Origin of the sequence: Sporosarcina sp. P20a (genome assembly GCF_002743175.1) — a bacterium.
GTDB lineage: Bacteria > Bacillota > Bacilli > Bacillales_A > Planococcaceae > Sporosarcina.
In genome coordinates this window covers 516,295-536,015 of record NZ_PDYT01000001.1, presented here as the reverse complement: position 1 = coordinate 536,015, position 19,721 = coordinate 516,295, and the positions used below count along the sequence as shown (strand labels likewise).

Genomic DNA, 19,721 nt, shown 5'->3' with positions numbered 1-19,721 from the left:
TCATCGTATATAATAAAATCGACTACCCAAAAGGAAGTCGATTTTATATTGTCGTACGTGTTGAATACGAATATTTCTATTTATTATTTGACGGGTCCTTTATTTATCGCAGTAAGTGTAGAATTAACAGCAAATATTTTTGCGTTAATATCCGTAATGCCGAAGCTAGCTAATCTCTTTGTGTGCATCTCTACATATTTTTCAGCTGATTCCTTTGTTTCGAAATTATAAATTCCACCGGCTTCTTTTGTTTCAGGGTCTTCTGTCCATATTTTCCAAATGAATCCTTCTTCTTCATTAATGCTCTTGGCTAAGTCAGCAAATCCTTCTGCCATTTCTTCTCCAAACGGTCCATTCATTTTAAAATCGACTTGTACAATGTAGCTCATGGTCATTCTCCTTTTGGTTCAGTAGTTGTGAAATAGATTTCTCCAAGTATTTCTTTTGCTTGATATTGATTTGGTGAAAGTTCATTTTCTACATAAGAAGTTACGTTGGATTGCTCCACATCGTACATCACTTCAATTTCTTTTGAGAAAAGAAGTCTTTCTTGTTCAAGCAAGCTAGAAAGTGCTGGTTGTTGCTTTGGTTGTAGTGTGTCCACGTCTAGCACTTTTTTTAATCCGTCAATGTACGATTCAAGTGGACGACCACCTACAATTTTCAAGCCTTTATTTTCCGCATTGATCATAATTACACTTGGAAAACCTGTAGCGCCTAAACTTCTCGCTTGAGCAAAGTCTTCATTCAATAATTGTTGTCCGATGGGTTGTTCGGCTTCATTGACAATCGCTTCTCCATCAAGGCCAAGTGCATTGACGATTCCAACCATCTCAGCGCGTTTCGAAATATTTTGATTGAATACGAAAAGCTCTTCTCTTGTACGTCGTAAATAGGCAGATGCAAGTGTATCGCCATGATTCTTTTGAATAATTTTAAATACACGAGATGGTGGATACGACGATTGAACTGGATTATCAACCATTAAACTACCATCAATCGGCATTCTTGAATGTTCTCCAACTTCTCTCCAATGCCCCGCCACGTCGGCCGGCTTATAAATACCGTTTCCAGGATCGATCGGACCGTCATGCCATTTTTCCAATAAACCGCCCATCACTGTATGCATGTTGAAATAATGACCATATTGTTCTACAAAACGACGAAGCTCAGGTTCAATCGCCCAACAATGAGAACATATAGGATCCGTCACATAATACAAATTAATCTCTTTTGCTGGCTGGTTAAAATCGATCATTTCCATTTCCTCGCTTCCAGCTTCTCCACATACGCCTGTTTCCATATCACACATCATATTATTGTTGTTTTTCAATGTATTATTCCCCTTTTCTGTAAGATACGGAATCCATGTTTTCTTCCATGCGAATCTATTTTTTCTGATTTCCACCGCTACCGTAAAATTTAATTACGTTTAGCAACCTCTGCTCTACGCGCTAATCGTTTGCCTACAACCAAATTCTATACCATAATGAAAATGATCAACACCAATAGAACCTTGGTTTTGTCGCTTATACAACACATTGAAGACATTGTCGGAAAAGTAGGAGGGAAAACGACATGAATCAGCCGAAGACGGACCCCCGAATTCTACGGACACGTAAATTAATCATGGATACTTTTATGGAACTGTCAGGTAAAAAAGAATTTAAAGATATTACGGTAACCGATATTGCGGCGGAAGCGATGATTAATCGTGCGACGTTTTATTATCACTTTGAGGATATATATGACTTATTGGAAAAGGTATTATCTGAAGTGTTAGTAGTGAATTTGGATTGCAGCAATTATCAAGGTAATGAATTAAATAAGGAAGTGATCACGAGTATTTTTGTCGCGATCACGAACTTCCAAAAATCCTTATCGAATCGTTGTCATAGAGGATATGAAGATACGATTGCACGGAATATTCGAGAACAGCTCGAAATCATTTTTTATAGAATGCTGTTAAAACAACATAAAACAGAAGAAGATGAAGGGTTGAAAATTACCGCTGTCATCTTGAGCTGGGGAATCTATGGAGCTTCTGTAGAATGGAAAAGACAAAGTAACAAGATCACACCAGAAGAATTTATTCGATTAGCCATTCCTCATTTACTTCACAAGCATGACAATTGAATACTGCGTAACATGTACACACTAAAGGAAATATAAACACATATGAATGGATTATTTACAGGGTTTCGTGCTGTCTTAGTCATCTTCTGCGTATTGCTATTGCCATCGATAGCCTTTGCTTCGGACCATGTACCCCACTCCGAGATGTATGACCACCAACTACAGCAATACAGTTTTTCGCAACCAACCGCACTAAAATCTACGGAACTAAGTGAAGGGTTGATGGCTGAGCAAATTGAGCCAATCGAAGATACTAAGTCATTACTCTTTACAGTTTTAGCGTGCCTCGCTGTACTCACAACCGGAATGATGGCTGGCATCGTCTTTGCATACGCCAACTCCGTTATGCCCGGTCTGCGTAAAGCAGATGATCGTACTTTCGTTCTTGCCAGTAGACACTTGACTTCATCCGTAGCCAATCCACTTTTCCTCATTATTTCAAATAGTGCACTTATAGTGCAAATTGGATTTATTGTAGTAGCTGTTTTGGCACAGCAATTTGATCAAGTTGTTTTAGGATCTATCGCATTGATCTTTTATATTGCGACTTTACTCATTACTTTCTTAGGAAACCTTCCACTAAATAAAGCCATTATCTCTGCTGAGCTACCTGCAAGCGATGCTAAATGGAATAAATTAAGAGTCCGTTTTGAATCCAGTTGGACACGGCTGAACAACTTGCGTACCATCACTTGCATTTTGAGTGTCTCTACACTAATCATAGCGTTGAATATTACATAATAACGAAAACGCATCAATTTGCAAAAAGTCGTTGTGACCGGCTTTTAGTTATATGCATTCATCGGTGTACCCAAGAAAAACATTAAACTTTCTACTTCTGTCTGGAATTTCCTTTTACTCCAATATATAAAGGCACTCAAATATTCTGAATATATTAAAAGGTATTGACCTTTCTAATAGTTGTCTGTTAAATTGTATTGTAGTATATAATATTCAGTGACGAGAAAGAGTACGATAGGAAACTTGTTCCCCAGAGAGTCAGCGTTTGGTGAAAGCTGATGGACAGATCTTATCCGAAAATCATCTCTTAGATGCAAAGTTGAAAATAGTAAATTTTGCCGGACTTCCAACGTTAAATGGAAAACGTATAATCGTAAGGTGACTGAGGGTTAGACCTTCTTATTGTTTTACGAAGCTTTTGGATCATGGGTGGTATCGCGAGTAAAAACTCGTCCCTATTTAGGGGGCGAGTTTTTTATGCGCAAAAATATAGGAGTGAAAAATGAAGATGAATACGGCACCAGATTGACAGCAACCATCTTTCACAACTAAATGTATACGTTGAATCTACTGTACCGGGAAAACAACCGATACAGTTAACACTATATTTTGCAAAGTCGCAATATTCTAGATTATAATCGCTTTATACATATCGATATTATGTACTTTCATTTTACTCTAGGCACACACAAAACACATCAGGAGGTATTATCGTGAGTAAAAAACACATACTATTCACAGGATTCATGCTTTTCTCTTTATTTTTCGGAGCTGGAAATCTCATCTTTCCACCGTTTCTCGGTTTAGAATCTGGTACTAACTTTGCACCCGCTATTATAGGCTTCCTTATCACAGGTGTTCTACTACCTTTCATGGCGATTATGGCGATCGCCTTGTCTGATAACGGACTATTGTCGATGGGTAACCGTGTACATAAAGTGTTCGGAATAGTTTTTGCAATCATCATCTATATGTCTATCGGAGCTTTCTACGGTATTCCAAGAGCTTCAAACGTGGCGTATGAGCTAGGATTCAAACAAATCGTTCAAGTGGATGGTAGCTTCCCTTTGCTTGTATTCTCTTTATTATTTTTCGGTTTAACCTATTACATCAGCTTAAACCCTAAAAAAATTGTAGATCGCATCGGCCAATTTTTAACGCCTATTCTTTTATTAGTTTTAGGAGTACTTGTCGTCCAAGCTTTTATCAAGTTTGATAACATATCTTCTGCTCCGCAACCAGATTATGCATCCGCCCCATTTGTTAATGGCTTTTTGGAAGGCTATTTCACGATGGATGCTGTCGCAGCGCTGGCATTTGGAATTGTTGTAATCAATGCGTTGAAAGATAAAGGTTCGAGGTCGAAGGCAGAACTTGTTAAAGGGACTCTTGGTGCCGGAATGATAGCTAGCGCGGGATTAGCCATTGTGTATTTCTCACTAGGATGGATCGGCAAGGTGATTCCGAAAGAACAAAATTTCGGAAATGGCGCAGAAGTATTAACTCAAGCAGCCAGCATGTTGTTCCCAAGCGGCGGCGGACTTCTTTTCGGTATCATTGTCATGCTAGCTTGTTTAACGACTTGTGTCGGTCTAATTAATGCCTGTTCAAGATTTTTCAATGAAATATATCCAAAACTAAGTTACCAGGCCTATGTCGCTATTTTTGTACTAGTCGGTTTGTTAGTATCTAACTTAGGATTGAATGCTATATTAGCATTGGCCATACCTTTATTAGTGTTTATTTATCCGATCTCTATTGTGTTAATCATTTTATCTTTATTCCAACATGTTGCAGGCGGCGGAAAGATGATGTATCGGCTCTCCATATTTATCACGTCCGCTTTTGCGTTATACGAAGTATTCACGAAGTTGGGATACAGTCCAGATCGCGTTACCGAGTGGCTAGAAGTTATTCCATTTTTCGAATATGGACTCGGCTGGGCTGTACCCGCGTTAGTTGCTGCCTTCATTGGTTATATAATGGATAGGTTTTCTCATTAAGGAAGTCAGTAAAACAAATAGAAAATCCCGCTTCTTTTATTAAAAGAAGCGGGATTTTTCGCCTTTTATTACTGCATATTCTAACATCATTACCTTTTATTGATTTTTTGCGCAGTTTTATACCCCGCGACAACCATGAATGCAACGACGATCACTGTTAGGATGATTGTAATCACATTTCACCCCTTTAATTTTACTTCTGTACTATATCCCTCAATTCAACAAACTCTTCTACGTCTTTCGCAACGAGCGAAATGCCAGCTGCCCAGAAATCTTCTTTCGTAATATCTACATCCAGATGTTTCTTCGCTAGGTCTTCCACTTTCATCGATCCCGTATCTCGCAAGAGCGCAATATACTTCTCTTCAAATCCTTCAGGCTGTTTCAAGTATTCTGCGTAGATCCCTAAGCTGAACAAGTACCCGAATGTGTAGGGGAAGTTATAGAACGGTACACTATCGATAAAGAAGTGCAACTTAGCCGCCCAGAAATGTGGATGATAAGAAGACAGGCTATCACCGAATGCTTCTTTTTGTGCTTCTACCATTAATTCATTCAAGCGAGTTTCTGATACAATGCCTTTTGCGCGTTCCGTGTAAAAGTTATCCTCAAACAAGAAGCGAGCACGAATATTTAAAAACATCGCTGTAGCGCCTTCTAATTTATTAGCTAAAAGAGAGATTTTTTCTTCATCCGATGCAGCATTTTTCACCGTAGCATCCGCGATAATCGTTTCCGCAAACGTACTCGCTGTTTCTGCGACGTTCATCGCATAACTACGGTTCAGTGTCGGTAAATCTTTCATTACGTGACTATGAAATGCATGTCCTAATTCATGCGCTAATGTACTCGTATCACTTGGTGAACCTGTGAACGTCATGAAAATACGGGACTCTTCAAATTCAGGCAAGCTGGTGCAATAACCACCTGGGCGTTTATTTGCGCGATCTTCCGCTTCCACCCAACGATTTTCTAGTGCATGTTTTGTAAACTCGGTTAATTTCGGACCAAATGAAGCGAAGTTTTCAATAATAAAATCACAAGCCTCGTCGTATGTGAAACGTGTTGGCTTCGTTTCGCCAACCGCAACTGGAGCCGCCACGTCTTGCCAGCCGAGTTGTACCATGCCAAACAAATCCGCTTTTTGTCCTAAGTAATCAATAAATGTTTGTTTCTGCGCATCTACTGCTGACCACATCGCAGTGAGTGTATCTTTAGACATCCGGTTATATTCAAGCGGCTCTTCTAAATGACCTTTTCTTCCGTGAACCTCTTGTAATGTTAAGCGATAGCCTGCTAAATGATTCAAGATGTCCGCAAAGATTGGTCCATTCGTAGACCATGTCTTTTCCCAGTTCTCAAATAATGCTGCACGCACTTCTGGCTCAGGATCCGCGTACATTTTGTTCATCGCTTGCCCAATAGATAAGTCTGTTGTGTTGTCTTCTTTATCTGTAAAAGGAACAGTCATAGTAGAACCTACTGTATTGTATAGGTCACTCCACGCGGCAAGACCGTCTTTATTTAATTTAGCAATCAGTTTTTCTTCCGCTTCAGATACTAGACGCTTACCTTCTTCACGTATTTCATTTAATGAAAAACTGATGACCCGTAATGAATCGTCTTCAAGTAATGTATTCCAGTTTTCATCCGAAATGGCTACCAGCTTTTTAGTAAAAATTGTAGATAGTTGCTGGATTTCACTGCTTAATTCCATTACTTGGCCTTTGACAACGCTTGCATACGGATCATCCATAAAGGCGTCACGCCACATATTAATAAATGTACCTACTTGGCCAAGTCCTTTACCCATTACTTCTTGCTTTTTTAATAGTTCATGTAAAGTAGAGGCATCGTTAGCCGGATCACTGTTCCATGCGTTTAACTGATCCGTATACAATTCAATATCTTCTTTAACAGCCGAAAGTTTCGTTTGAACTTCCTCAGAATTAGTTCCACCTGTGAAAATACTCTCCAGATCCCATGTGTTCGTATATTTCAATGTATGTCACTCTCCTTATATATATCTATTTTAAACTTTGTTTCTAAAATAAGAAAGTTTTGATAACTATGTTCATTATAAACCAATTCGTCAAACTGTGTTCATTCTGTTTGATTTCAAGATGGTTTATACCTATTTAATAGCTCATCTGGTATATGACAATAATCAGTTGGACATTTAGCTAATCTGTCTTGATGTTCGTCTGCACTTCTCACATAGTTTGTAAGTGGTCCTACTTCCACAACTATACGGTCAGCATCACTTCTCTTCGTAAGAAACGCTGTCGCTTCTTTCAAGTGGTCAAGATTTTCACTATAGACACCTGTTCTGTATTTCTCGCCAACATCCGCTCCTTGTTTATTCAAACTATAAGGATCAATGATTTCAAATAAATACTCCATTAATTCCGTGACGGATACAACTGTAGGATCAAATTCTGTTTTTACACATTCAGCGTACCCGTCATAATCGCCTTCTAGTGAATGAAGTGTTCCATTCGCTCTCCCTGCTTCCGTACATGTCACGCCTGGCAAGGTTTTTATAAAAGCCTGCACTCCCCATAAACAGCCGCCAGCAATATATACTACTTCCATATTGACGCTCCTCTCGTCTGTAAGTCTTGACCCGCTAGACTAGGGTTTTGAGTCCTTCCACGCGTCGTCTAATATCTTTTCTGTTCCTTGATAGTATACATAAATTACACGGATGTTTAAACGTATTCCATCGCTGCACAAGATGTTACGATCTCCCATCAACTTCTCGTTCGAAAAAAATGCAATGACATGATGAATATATTTCATCCAAGTAATTTTTACGTATACGATATGTATAAATTTTCAGCAAATAAAAAAAGACCCTACAAGTAGGGTCTTTTTCAAGCTGTTATTAAGCTTTTTGAACGTTTGTAGCTTGTAGGCCACGTTGTCCTTGTTCGATTTCAAATGTTACACTTTGACCTTCGTCTAAAGATTTGAAACCGTCGCCTTGGATTGCTGAGAAGTGTACGAATACGTCTTCCCCTGCTTCGCGCTCGATGAAGCCAAAACCTTTTTCTGCGTTAAACCATTTCACTGTACCTTGTTCCATAATTAATTGCCTCCTAGTGTGGATGTCCACACAATGATGTTACTATACTTGCTCAAAACTTTAGACGAAAAACAAAATATATTTACATGAAATATATTCTCGATCTGAAAAAGAACAAAGATAATACTCTTTAAATATAACAGACATATTAAAAAAAAGCAACCCCTTTGTTTCTTTCTTAAAACAAACCTTTATGGTTCTTCTTTTTTATATCTAAGAACCTGCTGTTTTTCAGTGTTTACGTGGACTTTTGAAATCACATTCAAATATGCTTTTCCATTCGAATATCAGCTCGCATGCTTTCTTCATAATACGTGAAGTTTTCTATGCGCCCCATTTCTTGATACCCTAACTTCTTATAAAGCTTCAGCGCAGGCTCATTAAATTCAAACACACCTAGCTCGATACGCGTAAGACCATGCTTTCTCACTTGCTCTTCCAAATACTCTAAAGCCATCCTACCAATACCTTTCCCACGACATTCAGGCTCACCAATCAAAATACTGATCCATGCTGTTTCTGACGTCTTATGAAGCAGATGTTCAGGGTCCACGGTATAACTCATTTCACCGATAAGCCGGTTTTCCAAATACATCAGGTATACATGTTGATATGTTAAACGATGGTATATATCTTCTATGGTCAAAATATTCTCACGTTCCCATTCCGCTCTACTTGGATTAGGTTGAGACAATGATTTTAAATTCATGTCATTGCCCCATCGGTTGAGCGTATTCACAAGCATGGATGTTGGTTCGGTTAATGGTATGAATTCAATATTCATTGACAGCCCCTCCTAATTTTTATGATTTGCAATTGGATGAACTTGTTTAACAAGGAAACTTTGCATAACTTCATTATAATATAACCACGCGCTTTCAACCTACTGTAAAGAACGTGAATCTTCTTATTAAATGAAACAGTAAGTTGATCTCCTTCTATAGTAGTAAGCTACATGAAATCATTAAGCGAAATAGCAAACATGTTACAATGGAAGAAACACGTAGATAGACAAGGAGCGGACACGTTGAGGTTGAATCAATATATTAGTTCTTCGGGATTATGTTCTAGAAGACAAGCGGAGCGCTATATTACAGCAAAAAAGGTGCTAGTAAACGGCGAGATTGCGTCACATGTCTACTTTGTTAAAGAGCATGATCATATCGAAGTAGACGGCCACACTATCACGCACACAGCACAAGATATTTATATGATACTTAATAAACCGAGTGGAATCACTTGTACTGCTTCTCCTGCGATTGCCGGTAATATTATCGACTTTATCGCCTATCCTGAACGTATATTTCCCGTTGGCCGCCTAGATAAAGAAACGGAAGGCCTTATTTTATTAACCAATGATGGAAGTATTGTAAATGAGTTAATGAAAGAAGAAAATCAGCAGGAAAAAGAATATGTCGTAACGGTCAATAAAAAAATCACGGATCTATTTATAAAAGATATATCAAACGGCGTAGATATTTACAATCCAAGAACAAAAGGCTATACGACGACTAACCCTTGTGCTGTCACACAGTTGGATGACTTTACATTTCGCATAACATTGACTCAAGGATTGAATCGACAGATCCGCAGAATGTGCAGACGATTTCAATATACTGTCACGCACTTGCAAAGAGTGCGAATCAAGCACATTGAGCTCGGATCATTGGAACGTGGTCACTGGCGTTACTTGTCTGACGAAGAGATAGCGAAGTTGAAACTGTAATTTTGTAAAAATAGCCTAGCATCGCATGTGCGATGCTAGGCTATTATAATAGGTCATTCATATTCACACTTAAGCTTTGCTCGTTTGTTTAGCTTCTACTAACAAGCCACCTTCACCGCCAAGGTACTCGATCATACCTTCTGAAGCACGGTAAGCGAATGCACCGATTGTTTCTGTAGGGTCATGGTTACTGTTATGCGGGAAGGAAGATCCACCAAGCACAAACAAGTTCTCCATATCCCACATTTGCGAATACGTATTAACAGCGGATGTAACAGGATCTTCACCCATAATGGCACCACCAAGGAAGTGGTTGGTATAGAACTTACTATCAAACTTCACCTCGTCCGGCACGTCAACTAGATCAATAATATCCGCACCCATTTCTGTCATGATTTCCTTACATGTTTCAACGCCATGTTGTGCACGTTTGATGTCTTGTTCTTCATAATGCACTGTCGCACGAATTAGTGGATCGCCAAATTCATCTTTATACGTAGGATCCAAATCTAGATACGTATAGCGGTTAGGCAGGAAAGCAGTTTTTGCTCTAATGATTAAACTACGGTTATGATAAAATAAATTTTTCTCTTTGTATTCCTTACCCCATGCAGGCGTACCCTCTGGAACGTGGTTATTATCAATCGGACGTTGCCCTAAATGGTAGTAACGAATTTCATAGCCATGAAGGAAATCGAGATCGGTATGATCTACGTTATCTCCTGCAAAGTCATCCACTTTCGCACCTAGTGCACCTGTACCCATTGATAAATTCCACTTTTCATTATCAAAGAAGCCGCGTGCACCTATGTAGGTACTAATATTACTAAAGTGACCTGTAAAGTTTTTCCCGATCACGCCTTCTTGAGTTTCAGGATTATACGGCTTGCCGATTTTAGATTTTAGTAATAATTTATTATTCGTAAAGACAAATCCAGCTAACACGACAATATCTGCAGGCTGGATATATTCCGTACCTGTAATATTATCAATATATTTCAAGCCGATTGCTTTCGTTCCATCATGAATGACTTCAGTCACAGTGGATTCATTCCGAATTTCAAAGTTTCCTGTTTTTCTTGCCGTTTCCAATACCGTAACGATTGGATCTCCTTTGGCACCGAAATCACATCCATACTCTTCACAAAACGCACAATACATACACGCATTGATCGTCTCGCCATCTGGATTTGTATAAGACTCAGACATATTCGCAGCTGGTAAACGATACGGATGATACCCAAGATTTGTTGAAGCTTTTTTAAACAGTTCGATCGATGGTGTCGTTTTCAAAGGTGGATTTGGATACTTATCCGAACGTGGAGGTCCGACAGGGTTTTCCTCACCAGAAACGCCAGCTGTTTTTTCGAATTTATCATAATACGGTTCCATTTCATCGTATGTAACGCCCCAGTCCTGAATCGTACAGTTTTCAGGAATCTTTTTGGCACCGTATTTTTCAACTGTTTGACTATGTATCTCAAAGTCATAAGGTAACCAACGTAAGCTTACGCCATTCCAGTGAACACTAGCGCCGCCTGTATCATTCCCAAAGCGCGCATAGTTATTATTACGAACCGGCTTCGCTGTTTCTTCCATACTACCTCTTGCTGTCACAGTATCTTTCGATAAATCTTGCATCATATCGTAACGAATGGAGTACTTTAATTCGTCTTTCGCACCAATGAAGTCGTCTCGTGATTGTTCTTTACCTCTTTCAAGTGCCACTACTTTGTATCCTTTTTTCGCGAGTTCAGCAGCAGTAATCCCACCAGCCCAGCCAGTACCTACAATTACTACGTCTACTTTCTTTAGTTCTTCTGCCATATCTTCTACCTCCTGAAAATGTTGAATTTATTTCTTTCTTTGATAGTCCGTCAAACTAATTGGATCTAGTTTAACAAATTCTTCACTTTCAATAACGTCTGCATAAGAAGGTCGAGCTCCAGCAAATTCTTTCATTCGCCAACCGTCCATGTTTTTATTGCCACCATATAAAGGATCAGAAAACGCCCCTTCTAATGTAGCTTGCTTGAGTAGCGCAAAGAACGCATCCGAAGGAATAGATTTCATGTCGAGCTTACCCGCTGCAAGATCGCCCATGATTTCATTTTGTTGCTCTTCAGTAGCTTGGTCAAAAGAAGCATCAAATCGCTTCATACTTTCTGAATTCATCAAGCGTAAACCTTCCAAGAAAATTTTCCCTCGGTTCGCCCGTGAATGATTGACTTTTTCATCAGCCTTCTCGATTTTCTTCAAACCTTCTAGATTGGTAAAAGGTGCTTGACGGTAGTCGTCACCATTTATGCCCCAAGTTCCTGCGAGTTGTTTATCGATAAAATACGGTACATCCAACCCGATAGCTCCTGGGCCGTTGTCGTCTTCAGGGAAAATCAGTTCCGTAGCCGTCGCCAGCACGATAAAGTCTTCAAAGCGCCCGAAAAATACCCGTGCATGGGACGGATCCACTTTGACAGCGTCTTCATTTTCCCCTTTTTTGCCGTCATCTGATTTCATCTGATTCGTAAATAAACCACCTAGTAAAGATCCACCTGCTACGCCACCTACAACTAGACCGGTGTTTTTCAGAAAGTTTCTACGCCCCGGATCATGACTTTCTGTTTTTGGGTTATTGTTATCAGCCATTTCATCACTCCTATGCATGAAAATTAGTCAGTACTAGTATCCATTGCTTTGTTGCCATATAGAGAAATTGTTAATTTGTGTCAACAAGAATACAGACTACCTATATTGACAAAATAGTAGCAATTTCACCATAGTCCCCCGACTTTACCACAGTTCATTTTGCTATTCAATACGTTATGTATTGATATATTCAAATTTTTTGATAATTTGATAGATATATAAAGATTTGATTAATTATTAAGAATGTCATTCATAATATGCTTGTGATATTACTATTTTCAAAAAATAAAAATACGCTTTATTCTTTCATATCAATATGTAAATTAACAATTGTAGAAATTAGTAATAACAGTGTTGTGCTCTGAAATTTTAATGACTCAGTATAAGTGAAGACTATATGGGGAATTGAAGATAAGTTAGGGAAAGACCAGGCACGGATGTATTTGCCTGAATATCGAGGTAGTCGTACATCTAATCAGTTGAAAGAGATGATTACGGTGAAGTAGATTGTCATTTAAAGATTTCACTTAGTAGCGAATCTATACCATGTTTAATAAGTAAGTCTCATCACTCGGACATTCGAATTATTATCGGTACATGCTAAATAATACATATGTAAACTCTTCATTTTCAACGTTCTAGCGTGAATCTAATATGAGGCAAACCAGGTTTTAATGGCATCATACTGTTTTTAGAGTACTGTATAGCTATATGCCCGAACGGTTTAACTCCCCTTTCATATAGTATTAATGTAAGGTCTTACAAAAATAGTTTAGGAGGAGTTAAATTGACAAAAGAGGATCAAAATAAGTATACGGATTTGCATTCACTATACAAGAAAACAGGTGCGTTTCCACCCAAGCTTCAAAATTCACTGCATTCTATTGTAGGCTGGGAGCCGCATACGTTGATTTGCGCTCATCAAGATCGCTTTATATGTGTGGAAACCTTTTGCAAGAGTTATCCCATCAGCGATTTCACCAGCTCTCCACATTGCCGCGGTGGCGTTACTCCAGTCTATCCTACAGACTGCGACGTCGACGTCATTCTAACATGTGCAAATGAAGTACCAAGATATGATTGTTCTGCAATTGATATTACAATTGGTTATCAGATCATCGTGGAAAATGAAACAGGTTGTGCATTTGTCATGCATGATAAACACGAGTTTTACTGTTCTCACTTTCATAGCGTATCAACAGATCCAGGTTTTGGACACTATGTACCCGCTAGTGAAGCCCTTAAAATCGTAGACGGATCTTGTGTCCAAGTATATTTGAAATGCTATATTGAAGGAGATTATCTATTTGTTAAAGGGTTTATTATCGACAAGCTTTGGAAAAAAGAAAATTTACTAATCGATGCACACTCTTATAGATTGAACAATACTGTTACAGTGGAAGATGTGTTTGAACAAGCACCTACTGCATGTCAACCAACAGTTGATCCTTGTGTAGATTATGATTTAAACACATAATACTGAATAGATGAATACAGAATGCCACTTCGACTCAAAGTGGCATTCTGCTATTTTTGTGAATATTTTTTACATCATCAAGAAAAATAGTGTAATGCCATTATCATTCCATTTCAATATAGGTAATGATTTTATCCATTTTTTTATCTACATCCGTTAGCTTATCTCGTATTTCATATAGTAAATCCATTTTCGTTCTAGACTCATTCGATTCAGCTTTTTCAAACCTCCCCCCACGGCTCAACGCTGATCTTTTAATCGTTTCAAGCTCTTTCTTATTTACTTCTTTCACTTCATACGTAGTACTTCGCTCCACAGTAGGCATCTCCGTCTGATCCAGAATCTCATCAAATTCGACTAATTCCGGAAACAGTTTTTGTATTTCACTTCTAAATACCCCTTTATCATTACCCTTTTCTGTCACAAGTACCACCCTTTCAATGTTCCTGAAAACCTTCTAAAAGTCATCTATCTTCGGATGTTTACTAAACTTTTTATTTAATACACGAGTTTTATTTTGCTTTATATTTCCAAATGTTTTCTTTCGGATCAAAGGTTTCAGATTCCTCTTTACTTCTTGCTGTTTATTTATTGAACAACTTATTTCTTTTATATCTAACTCTTTACCTCTATTTATTTCTGCTAATGACGTCCTTGATGAATATTTCGTAATAGAAGTTGTTGCTAGCTCTCGATTTTCTAATTGTTTACCACTGTGTGTATACTTTCGTACTTGTTCCAAATATTGTTCATGGATTCTTTTGTGTTCTAAAAATTGTTCATCCGCGTTACTCAAAATTTCTTCGGTTTTTAGTGCAAATTGATGTAGTTGTTTCTGTATATCATTATATACTTTCTGCATGAAGAGCTTTGTCTCATCTACTTCAGCTAACTGCTGTTCCAATTTTGCATGCACTCTACACAATTCCTCAAGTTCATCGGCATGACGCTTCAATTCAATCGAGCGAAAGCGATCCATTTGTATAATATTTTTATCCGAGATTTCTTCTTGACTGTCGAGTCGTTTAAGAACGAGTTCATGATTTTGGGTTTGTGTGAGAAATTGATCAAATATTTGTTTTTCCATCAATTCTTGTCGATCTACTTTTTCTATAATTTTATTATTTTCGTTATAGATAGTATTTATCTGATCCATTAACATTTCTTCTGTGGTCTCTTGAATGTCTAATCTTTGCGCTAATTTCTGGATGGCAGCCTCGATATCTACTAATTTGTGTCTTATATGTTCAGTATCCTCACCATGATTTTTTTTGTTTTTTTTAATCTCTAGATCTAATCTGTCACATTTTATATCTAGTTGATCACCCCTTTTTTCAAGATTACGTAAGATTTTATAGATTGAATCATTCGCCTTTTGATGCTCTTCTATAAGTTCTATTACTGGATCACTTCTAAAAACTTTCGGATTAGTAGTAATGATTTTATTATTATTTTTATATATATTTTTATGATGTTTTTCATTGATAAATAAACTCATTATTTATGAGCACCTACTTTAAATATATTTATGTACTAGTTTATGTAATAGGCTATAATAATGTGCCTATTTCAATACTATTAATTAGAACTGAGAGAACAAATTTAAAACTTACAGAAAATGAAATAACCTGACAACGCTAATGCGCTGTCAGGCTATTTCATACTCATTTAATTCACACTGTTATTAACCAATTCCTTCACAGGTAGGAATAACTCTCCCGTTTCCAAATACGTCACTGCCAGCTGATCGCCTTCTTTTACATATATAGAAAGGGGTTCAACCTCAGATGAAACAAGGAAATTCCGACCATCTTTCGCTAGAATTGATACGAGTGTAAAATCACCGACACGTTCCTTAAATACACGCATCGCTGTAATTGTTGCTTTCGCTTCTTCTGCATCAGAACTTCCATCCACCGTACTGCCACCACGTTGAAGTGCTGTTTTATACAATTTCAACGCTTCATTGGGTGTATTCGCAAATACAGAAATCTCAGGATTCGCAGCAGAAACAATGAAATAATTTTGCAAGAATCCGTTCGAATCGAGTACGGGTGTCAACCAGCTCGCTTCACCGTAGAAATTATACAAGACAGGCATTTCACCGTTCCATTTCTTTTCAATAAACTTCTTTTCAATAATTTGAAGCGCACCTTGTGAATCCATGTACGACTCTTCCAAATCCCCCGTATAATACGTCGCTTTCCCTGTTCGACCATCTGTTAAGGCATAGCCAAGCATAGAATCCACGCCTTCTTTTGGACTGGTGAAATCAGTGAAGTAATACATATGTCCATCCGCATTAAAAATCGGACTGACATTCGCTTCTGTCCCTTCATCTGATGGAATCTTCACATCTTTTTTCCCAACAAGTGAATTCCAAAAACCATGGATGTAATTCCCGAAATAGCTATTTTGAAGACTTACTGCTTCTGGTGAAACCGCTCCATTAATAAACTCCGGAACATCTTGTAACGCATACTTCTTCGTTGCACCTGTTTCAGGGTCCAACATGACAATTCCTTTGGCGTTAAATCCGTTACGTGCTGTAATGAATTCCCCATACGTGCGAATATAATGCGGCTTCCCATCATCATCAATTTCTAATTGAACATCTCCGTAAAAAATCAAATCCGGCATTTCCATACGCATTTTACGATACACTTTTTTATGGAAGTAAGAAGACGTCGTATACGCCATTTCCGTTTTAATGAATTTCGGATTATCCGATGAATCCGTGGCACTCATCGTGAAGTAACCAGGTGTCGTTTTCCCATTAAACCATTTGAAAAACCCTGAAAACTCAACAGGTGCAATATAGACAAATTCATCATTCACTTTTTGAATTTGCAAATGTCCCAGTTCATAATAGCTCGTATCCGGGACTTGACCAAATGCTTTTTTCATTTTATTGCGTGCAAACTTTGGGGGTACACTAGCTGGCGTTTTCGTTTCATCAAACGCAGTAATTTCCACTTTTTGCTTCATCGCAACCGTTTCATACTTTTTATTTGCGTTGAAAAGAGGCGCACTTAATACATATACTCCAACGAGTAAGGCAGCCAACGACACGACCATTTTGACTTTACGCTCCACCCCTTGAGAAACGACTGCCCCTAAAATAGCGACGACAAGTAACAATGCCCACAACGATGTCCAGTTGCGATCTAAATTCGTCACGTAATAAAATATAAATACGCCAATCGTACTGATCACCGTCAGTGTTCCAAAAGCGATCCAACGGTTAAAAGACAACGGTTCTTTTTTGTTATTTACAGAAAGGAATGGCACGATTATCGCACTCGCTACGACCCCTACAAGCAATGAAAATAGTAGTAAACTCAACATATCCAACACTCTTTTCCAGTTACTAGATTTTGTTTCCTACTAGGTATACGGATAAGGCGGGAAATCGTTTCATGTTTATTGAAATTGTAAAAAAGCACCCATGCACGAAACTTTCATGGATGTTTATACATTCACGTAAGTTTCTCACATAGGAACTCATTTTTAATATATATCTGAGAATTCATATTTTATTATCTCAACTCGATCAATGTCAGTCGTATCTTCTTGGTTACTATTTGTAGTATCTATTGTCTTAATAGGAAGTTCAATAGTAAATGTACTCCCTTTATCGAGAATGCTTTCTACGGTTAGACTCCCTCCATGAAGTTCAGCCATAGACTTAGCTAAGGGTAAACCAAGCCCAGTGCCTTCAGATATACGGTTTAAATTCCGGTTTAATTGTATGAACTTTCCGAATATAGAGTCCAAACTCTCCTGAGCTATACCTATACCTTCGTCAGTTACAGAAATTCTTACTGTTTGATGATCTGTTACCTCTAGCTTTATAAATATAACTTTACCCGTAATAGAGAATTTTATTGCATTCGAAATAAGATTGAGTAAAATTCTATCAAATTTATACACATCCAATGCTATTAATAGTTCCTCCACATCTGGGTCAAATATAATTTGAATATCTTTAGACTTGGTGTATTCTGAAACTGATTGTACAATACTATCTATTATCTCCACAATATTGTAATTGCATAAGTATAATTCATTTAGTCCCGATTCTATTTTTGAAATATCTAATATATTATTTATGAGTTTGATTAGTCTATAACAATTCCCTATTATTGATTTATTAATATTTAAAATATCGTCTCTACAATCTTCCAGAGAATCATTTTCCAAATATAAATTCAATAATTGAGCTCCACTAAATATTACACTTAATGGTGTCTTTAGTTCGTGAGATGTGTTGATGAATAATTCTTCTTGGGCTGTAAGAAGTTTTTCCATTCTTTTGTTAGCTAATTCTTCATCGGAAATATCTAACCCCAAGGCAATAATCTTTTCTACTTCATTATTTTGATTGAACATAGGTTGAAAAATGGTTTTTGTATAGTGAGTAGTCCCATCTACACAAAAACTAAGTTTATGTGTATACGAGGATTTGTTTTCGATAGATTTATAGATTTCTTTAATCAAATCATCTGCATCTAAAGTCTTATAAAAGCAAAAAAAACTTTTCCCGATTACATCTAATTCTGTATGTACATCGGGTATTTCTTTTTTAAATATTTCAAATGCATAGTCATTAATATATGTTATTTTGAAGTCTTTGTGAGAGAATGACGCATAATAAAGTGAAATCTCTTCTACATTTCCTTGCTCATTATAAGTAGGCGTTCTATCACATCCAAAATAAGTAGTGAGAAATTCACTTTTTACAATTCCCGTATGATCAATAAGCTTTTCTCCACGTAATACCCTTTGATTGGAAGTATCTTCAAAGAGTATTTTATCCCCATTAACATCGTTCATTTCAAAAGAGTTATATGCTATTTCACTAGTTACTGAGTGTATATCCGGAACATGCGGTGGGATATGTTGGGATAGGTTTTGCCTGCCGACTTTATTTATATGGGTATGTCGTCCGTCCATATCTATGCCATTTATAACATTTGACATATTGTCTACTGTATCTATAGTACTTGCAATATTTGGTGTATTGCTAACTATTAGTTCCATTTCGCATCTTTGTTTAGTAGTAAGTTTTCTTTCACAGGTGATATCTGTCAAATGGTAAATAGAAAGTATTACATACTTGTTGTTTTTATCTCCACATATCATTTTTACATTTATATCCCAATAAGTCGCTACTCCATTAGAACCTTTTGATTCCACCTCAAATTCATGGAAAGAAGTGCCTTTTTTTAATAAATCTAAAATATTATTCGAAAATGAAGGATGTTTACCTAGTGGATTTTCCGAAATCATGTTCATTAAGGACAATGTATGAATATAGTTCTCATCATGTTGTAGAAGAATACTATCCGGATAGCTAAATATTGCTACAGATCCATTTTTATAAGTATCAGTACAAACAAAGTTATCTAATGTAAATTTTAATGCTGAATCTTTCATCTCTTTAAAGTAATAGACTTTAGCGTCTCCATTATTTACGATTTCAATACTTATTTCAACTTCCATTGGCAAATTATTACTAGTGAAAATATATAAATAATCTGTCACTTTAATCTCCTGAATAGATGTTTGGTGTTCAGATCGTAATAATGCATCTATATCAATAAGGGATTTTCCTAATACATCACACTCTTCATATCCAGTTAATTCCACGAATCCGTTGCTCACGTAATGAATTATATTGTCTTTAGTATATAGATGTGGGTTTTTAGCTACTCTCTCTACGTCATTTTTCATAATCTCTCACCTCCATGTTTTATACTTTACTGCTATTTGGTAATGGTTCGAAGTATTCAAATTAAGTTTACTTATTATACCATTAAACGAGATAAAAAGGTACCAGATCCCTTCATCTGTGGGATGCTGCTACCTTTTATTTTTACAAATTTGCTGTTGTCAGGCGCA

General features: G+C 37.3%; 17 protein-coding genes and 1 other annotated feature. Of the genes, 5 read left to right on the top strand and 12 right to left on the bottom strand.

From position 1 onward, the window contains the following. Nucleotides 1-83 precede the first annotated feature (83 nt). Together CSV72_RS02805 and CSV72_RS02800 are read right to left on the bottom strand one after the other, a co-directional pair. Nucleotides 84-389 carry a monooxygenase gene (locus CSV72_RS02805; RefSeq protein WP_099677007.1) on the bottom strand — a complete coding sequence of 102 codons (306 nt, stop codon included), beginning with the start codon at nt 387-389 and terminating at the stop codon, nt 84-86. A 2-nt stretch (nt 390-391) separates the two neighbouring features. After that, entirely contained in the window at nt 392-1,315 is a 924-nt protein-coding gene (locus tag CSV72_RS02800) for a DsbA family protein (RefSeq protein ID WP_099677132.1), read from the bottom strand. Nucleotides 1,316-1,578: 263 nt separating this feature from the next. Between CSV72_RS02800 and CSV72_RS02795 the strand changes: the two genes are divergently transcribed. The 3 genes from CSV72_RS02795 (at nt 1,579) to brnQ (ending at nt 4,880) form a co-directional block, all read left to right on the top strand. Further along, nucleotides 1,579-2,136, top strand: a complete 558-nt coding sequence (locus CSV72_RS02795) for a TetR/AcrR family transcriptional regulator (RefSeq protein WP_099677006.1) — start codon at nt 1,579-1,581, stop codon at nt 2,134-2,136. Nucleotides 2,137-2,178: 42 nt separating this feature from the next. Further along, entirely contained in the window at nt 2,179-2,877 is a 699-nt protein-coding gene (locus CSV72_RS02790) for an anthrone oxygenase family protein (protein ID WP_233191050.1), read from the top strand. 207 nt (nt 2,878-3,084) lie between these two features. After that, nucleotides 3,085-3,337: a binding site (T-box leader), on the top strand. A 253-nt stretch (nt 3,338-3,590) separates the two neighbouring features. After that, nucleotides 3,591-4,880, top strand: coding sequence for a branched-chain amino acid transport system II carrier protein (brnQ, locus tag CSV72_RS02785; RefSeq protein ID WP_099677005.1), 1,290 nt, complete (start codon nt 3,591-3,593; stop codon nt 4,878-4,880). Between the two features lie 193 nt (nt 4,881-5,073). Here the strand turns inward: brnQ and CSV72_RS02780 are convergent, their stop codons facing one another. The 4 genes from CSV72_RS02780 to CSV72_RS02765 all read right to left on the bottom strand — a co-directional run bounded on the left by CSV72_RS02780 (nt 5,074) and on the right by CSV72_RS02765 (nt 8,752). Further along, entirely contained in the window at nt 5,074-6,882 is a 1,809-nt protein-coding gene (locus tag CSV72_RS02780) for a M3 family oligoendopeptidase (protein WP_099677004.1), read from the bottom strand. 116 nt (nt 6,883-6,998) lie between these two features. Next, nucleotides 6,999-7,475 (bottom strand): peptide-methionine (S)-S-oxide reductase, encoded by a 477-nt coding sequence (locus CSV72_RS02775; RefSeq protein ID WP_099677003.1) that lies wholly within the window; start codon nt 7,473-7,475, stop codon nt 6,999-7,001. Nucleotides 7,476-7,767: 292 nt separating this feature from the next. After that, nucleotides 7,768-7,968 (bottom strand): cold-shock protein, encoded by a 201-nt coding sequence (locus CSV72_RS02770; RefSeq protein WP_085130578.1) that lies wholly within the window; start codon nt 7,966-7,968, stop codon nt 7,768-7,770. Between the two features lie 262 nt (nt 7,969-8,230). Beyond that, complete coding sequence (locus CSV72_RS02765; protein WP_099677002.1) at nt 8,231-8,752, bottom strand: GNAT family N-acetyltransferase; 522 nt, start codon at nt 8,750-8,752, stop codon at nt 8,231-8,233. A 243-nt stretch (nt 8,753-8,995) separates the two neighbouring features. On the opposite strand from CSV72_RS02765, the gene CSV72_RS02760 reads away from it, so the two are divergent. After that, complete coding sequence (locus tag CSV72_RS02760) at nt 8,996-9,694, top strand: pseudouridine synthase (RefSeq protein WP_099677001.1); 699 nt, start codon at nt 8,996-8,998, stop codon at nt 9,692-9,694. Nucleotides 9,695-9,763: 69 nt separating this feature from the next. Here the strand turns inward: CSV72_RS02760 and CSV72_RS02755 are convergent, their stop codons facing one another. Together CSV72_RS02755 and CSV72_RS02750 are read right to left on the bottom strand one after the other, a co-directional pair. Next, nucleotides 9,764-11,521 carry a GMC family oxidoreductase gene (locus CSV72_RS02755; RefSeq protein ID WP_099677000.1) on the bottom strand — a complete coding sequence of 586 codons (1,758 nt, stop codon included), beginning with the start codon at nt 11,519-11,521 and terminating at the stop codon, nt 9,764-9,766. Nucleotides 11,522-11,548: 27 nt separating this feature from the next. Further along, on the bottom strand, nt 11,549-12,340 hold the full coding sequence (locus tag CSV72_RS02750) for a gluconate 2-dehydrogenase subunit 3 family protein (RefSeq protein ID WP_099676999.1): 792 nt from the start codon (nt 12,338-12,340) through the stop codon (nt 11,549-11,551). Nucleotides 12,341-13,127: 787 nt separating this feature from the next. On the opposite strand from CSV72_RS02750, the gene CSV72_RS02745 reads away from it, so the two are divergent. Next, nucleotides 13,128-13,817: a hypothetical protein gene (locus tag CSV72_RS02745; protein WP_099676998.1), complete on the top strand. Its 690-nt coding sequence runs from the start codon at nt 13,128-13,130 to the stop codon at nt 13,815-13,817. Nucleotides 13,818-13,920: 103 nt separating this feature from the next. On the opposite strand, the gene CSV72_RS02740 is transcribed toward CSV72_RS02745, so the two are convergent. The 4 genes from CSV72_RS02740 to CSV72_RS02725 all read right to left on the bottom strand — a co-directional run bounded on the left by CSV72_RS02740 (nt 13,921) and on the right by CSV72_RS02725 (nt 19,553). Beyond that, entirely contained in the window at nt 13,921-14,241 is a 321-nt protein-coding gene (locus CSV72_RS02740) for a hypothetical protein (protein ID WP_143561141.1), read from the bottom strand. Nucleotides 14,242-14,274: 33 nt separating this feature from the next. Further along, nucleotides 14,275-15,315 carry a coiled-coil domain-containing protein gene (locus CSV72_RS02735; RefSeq protein ID WP_099676996.1) on the bottom strand — a complete coding sequence of 347 codons (1,041 nt, stop codon included), beginning with the start codon at nt 15,313-15,315 and terminating at the stop codon, nt 14,275-14,277. A 170-nt stretch (nt 15,316-15,485) separates the two neighbouring features. Beyond that, a complete protein-coding gene (locus CSV72_RS02730; protein ID WP_099676995.1) occupies nt 15,486-17,165 on the bottom strand; it encodes a hypothetical protein in 1,680 nt (559 codons plus the stop codon). 162 nt (nt 17,166-17,327) lie between these two features. Continuing rightward, nucleotides 17,328-19,553, bottom strand: coding sequence for a PAS domain-containing sensor histidine kinase (locus tag CSV72_RS02725; RefSeq protein WP_099676994.1), 2,226 nt, complete (start codon nt 19,551-19,553; stop codon nt 17,328-17,330). Nucleotides 19,554-19,721: the final 168 nt, after the last annotated feature.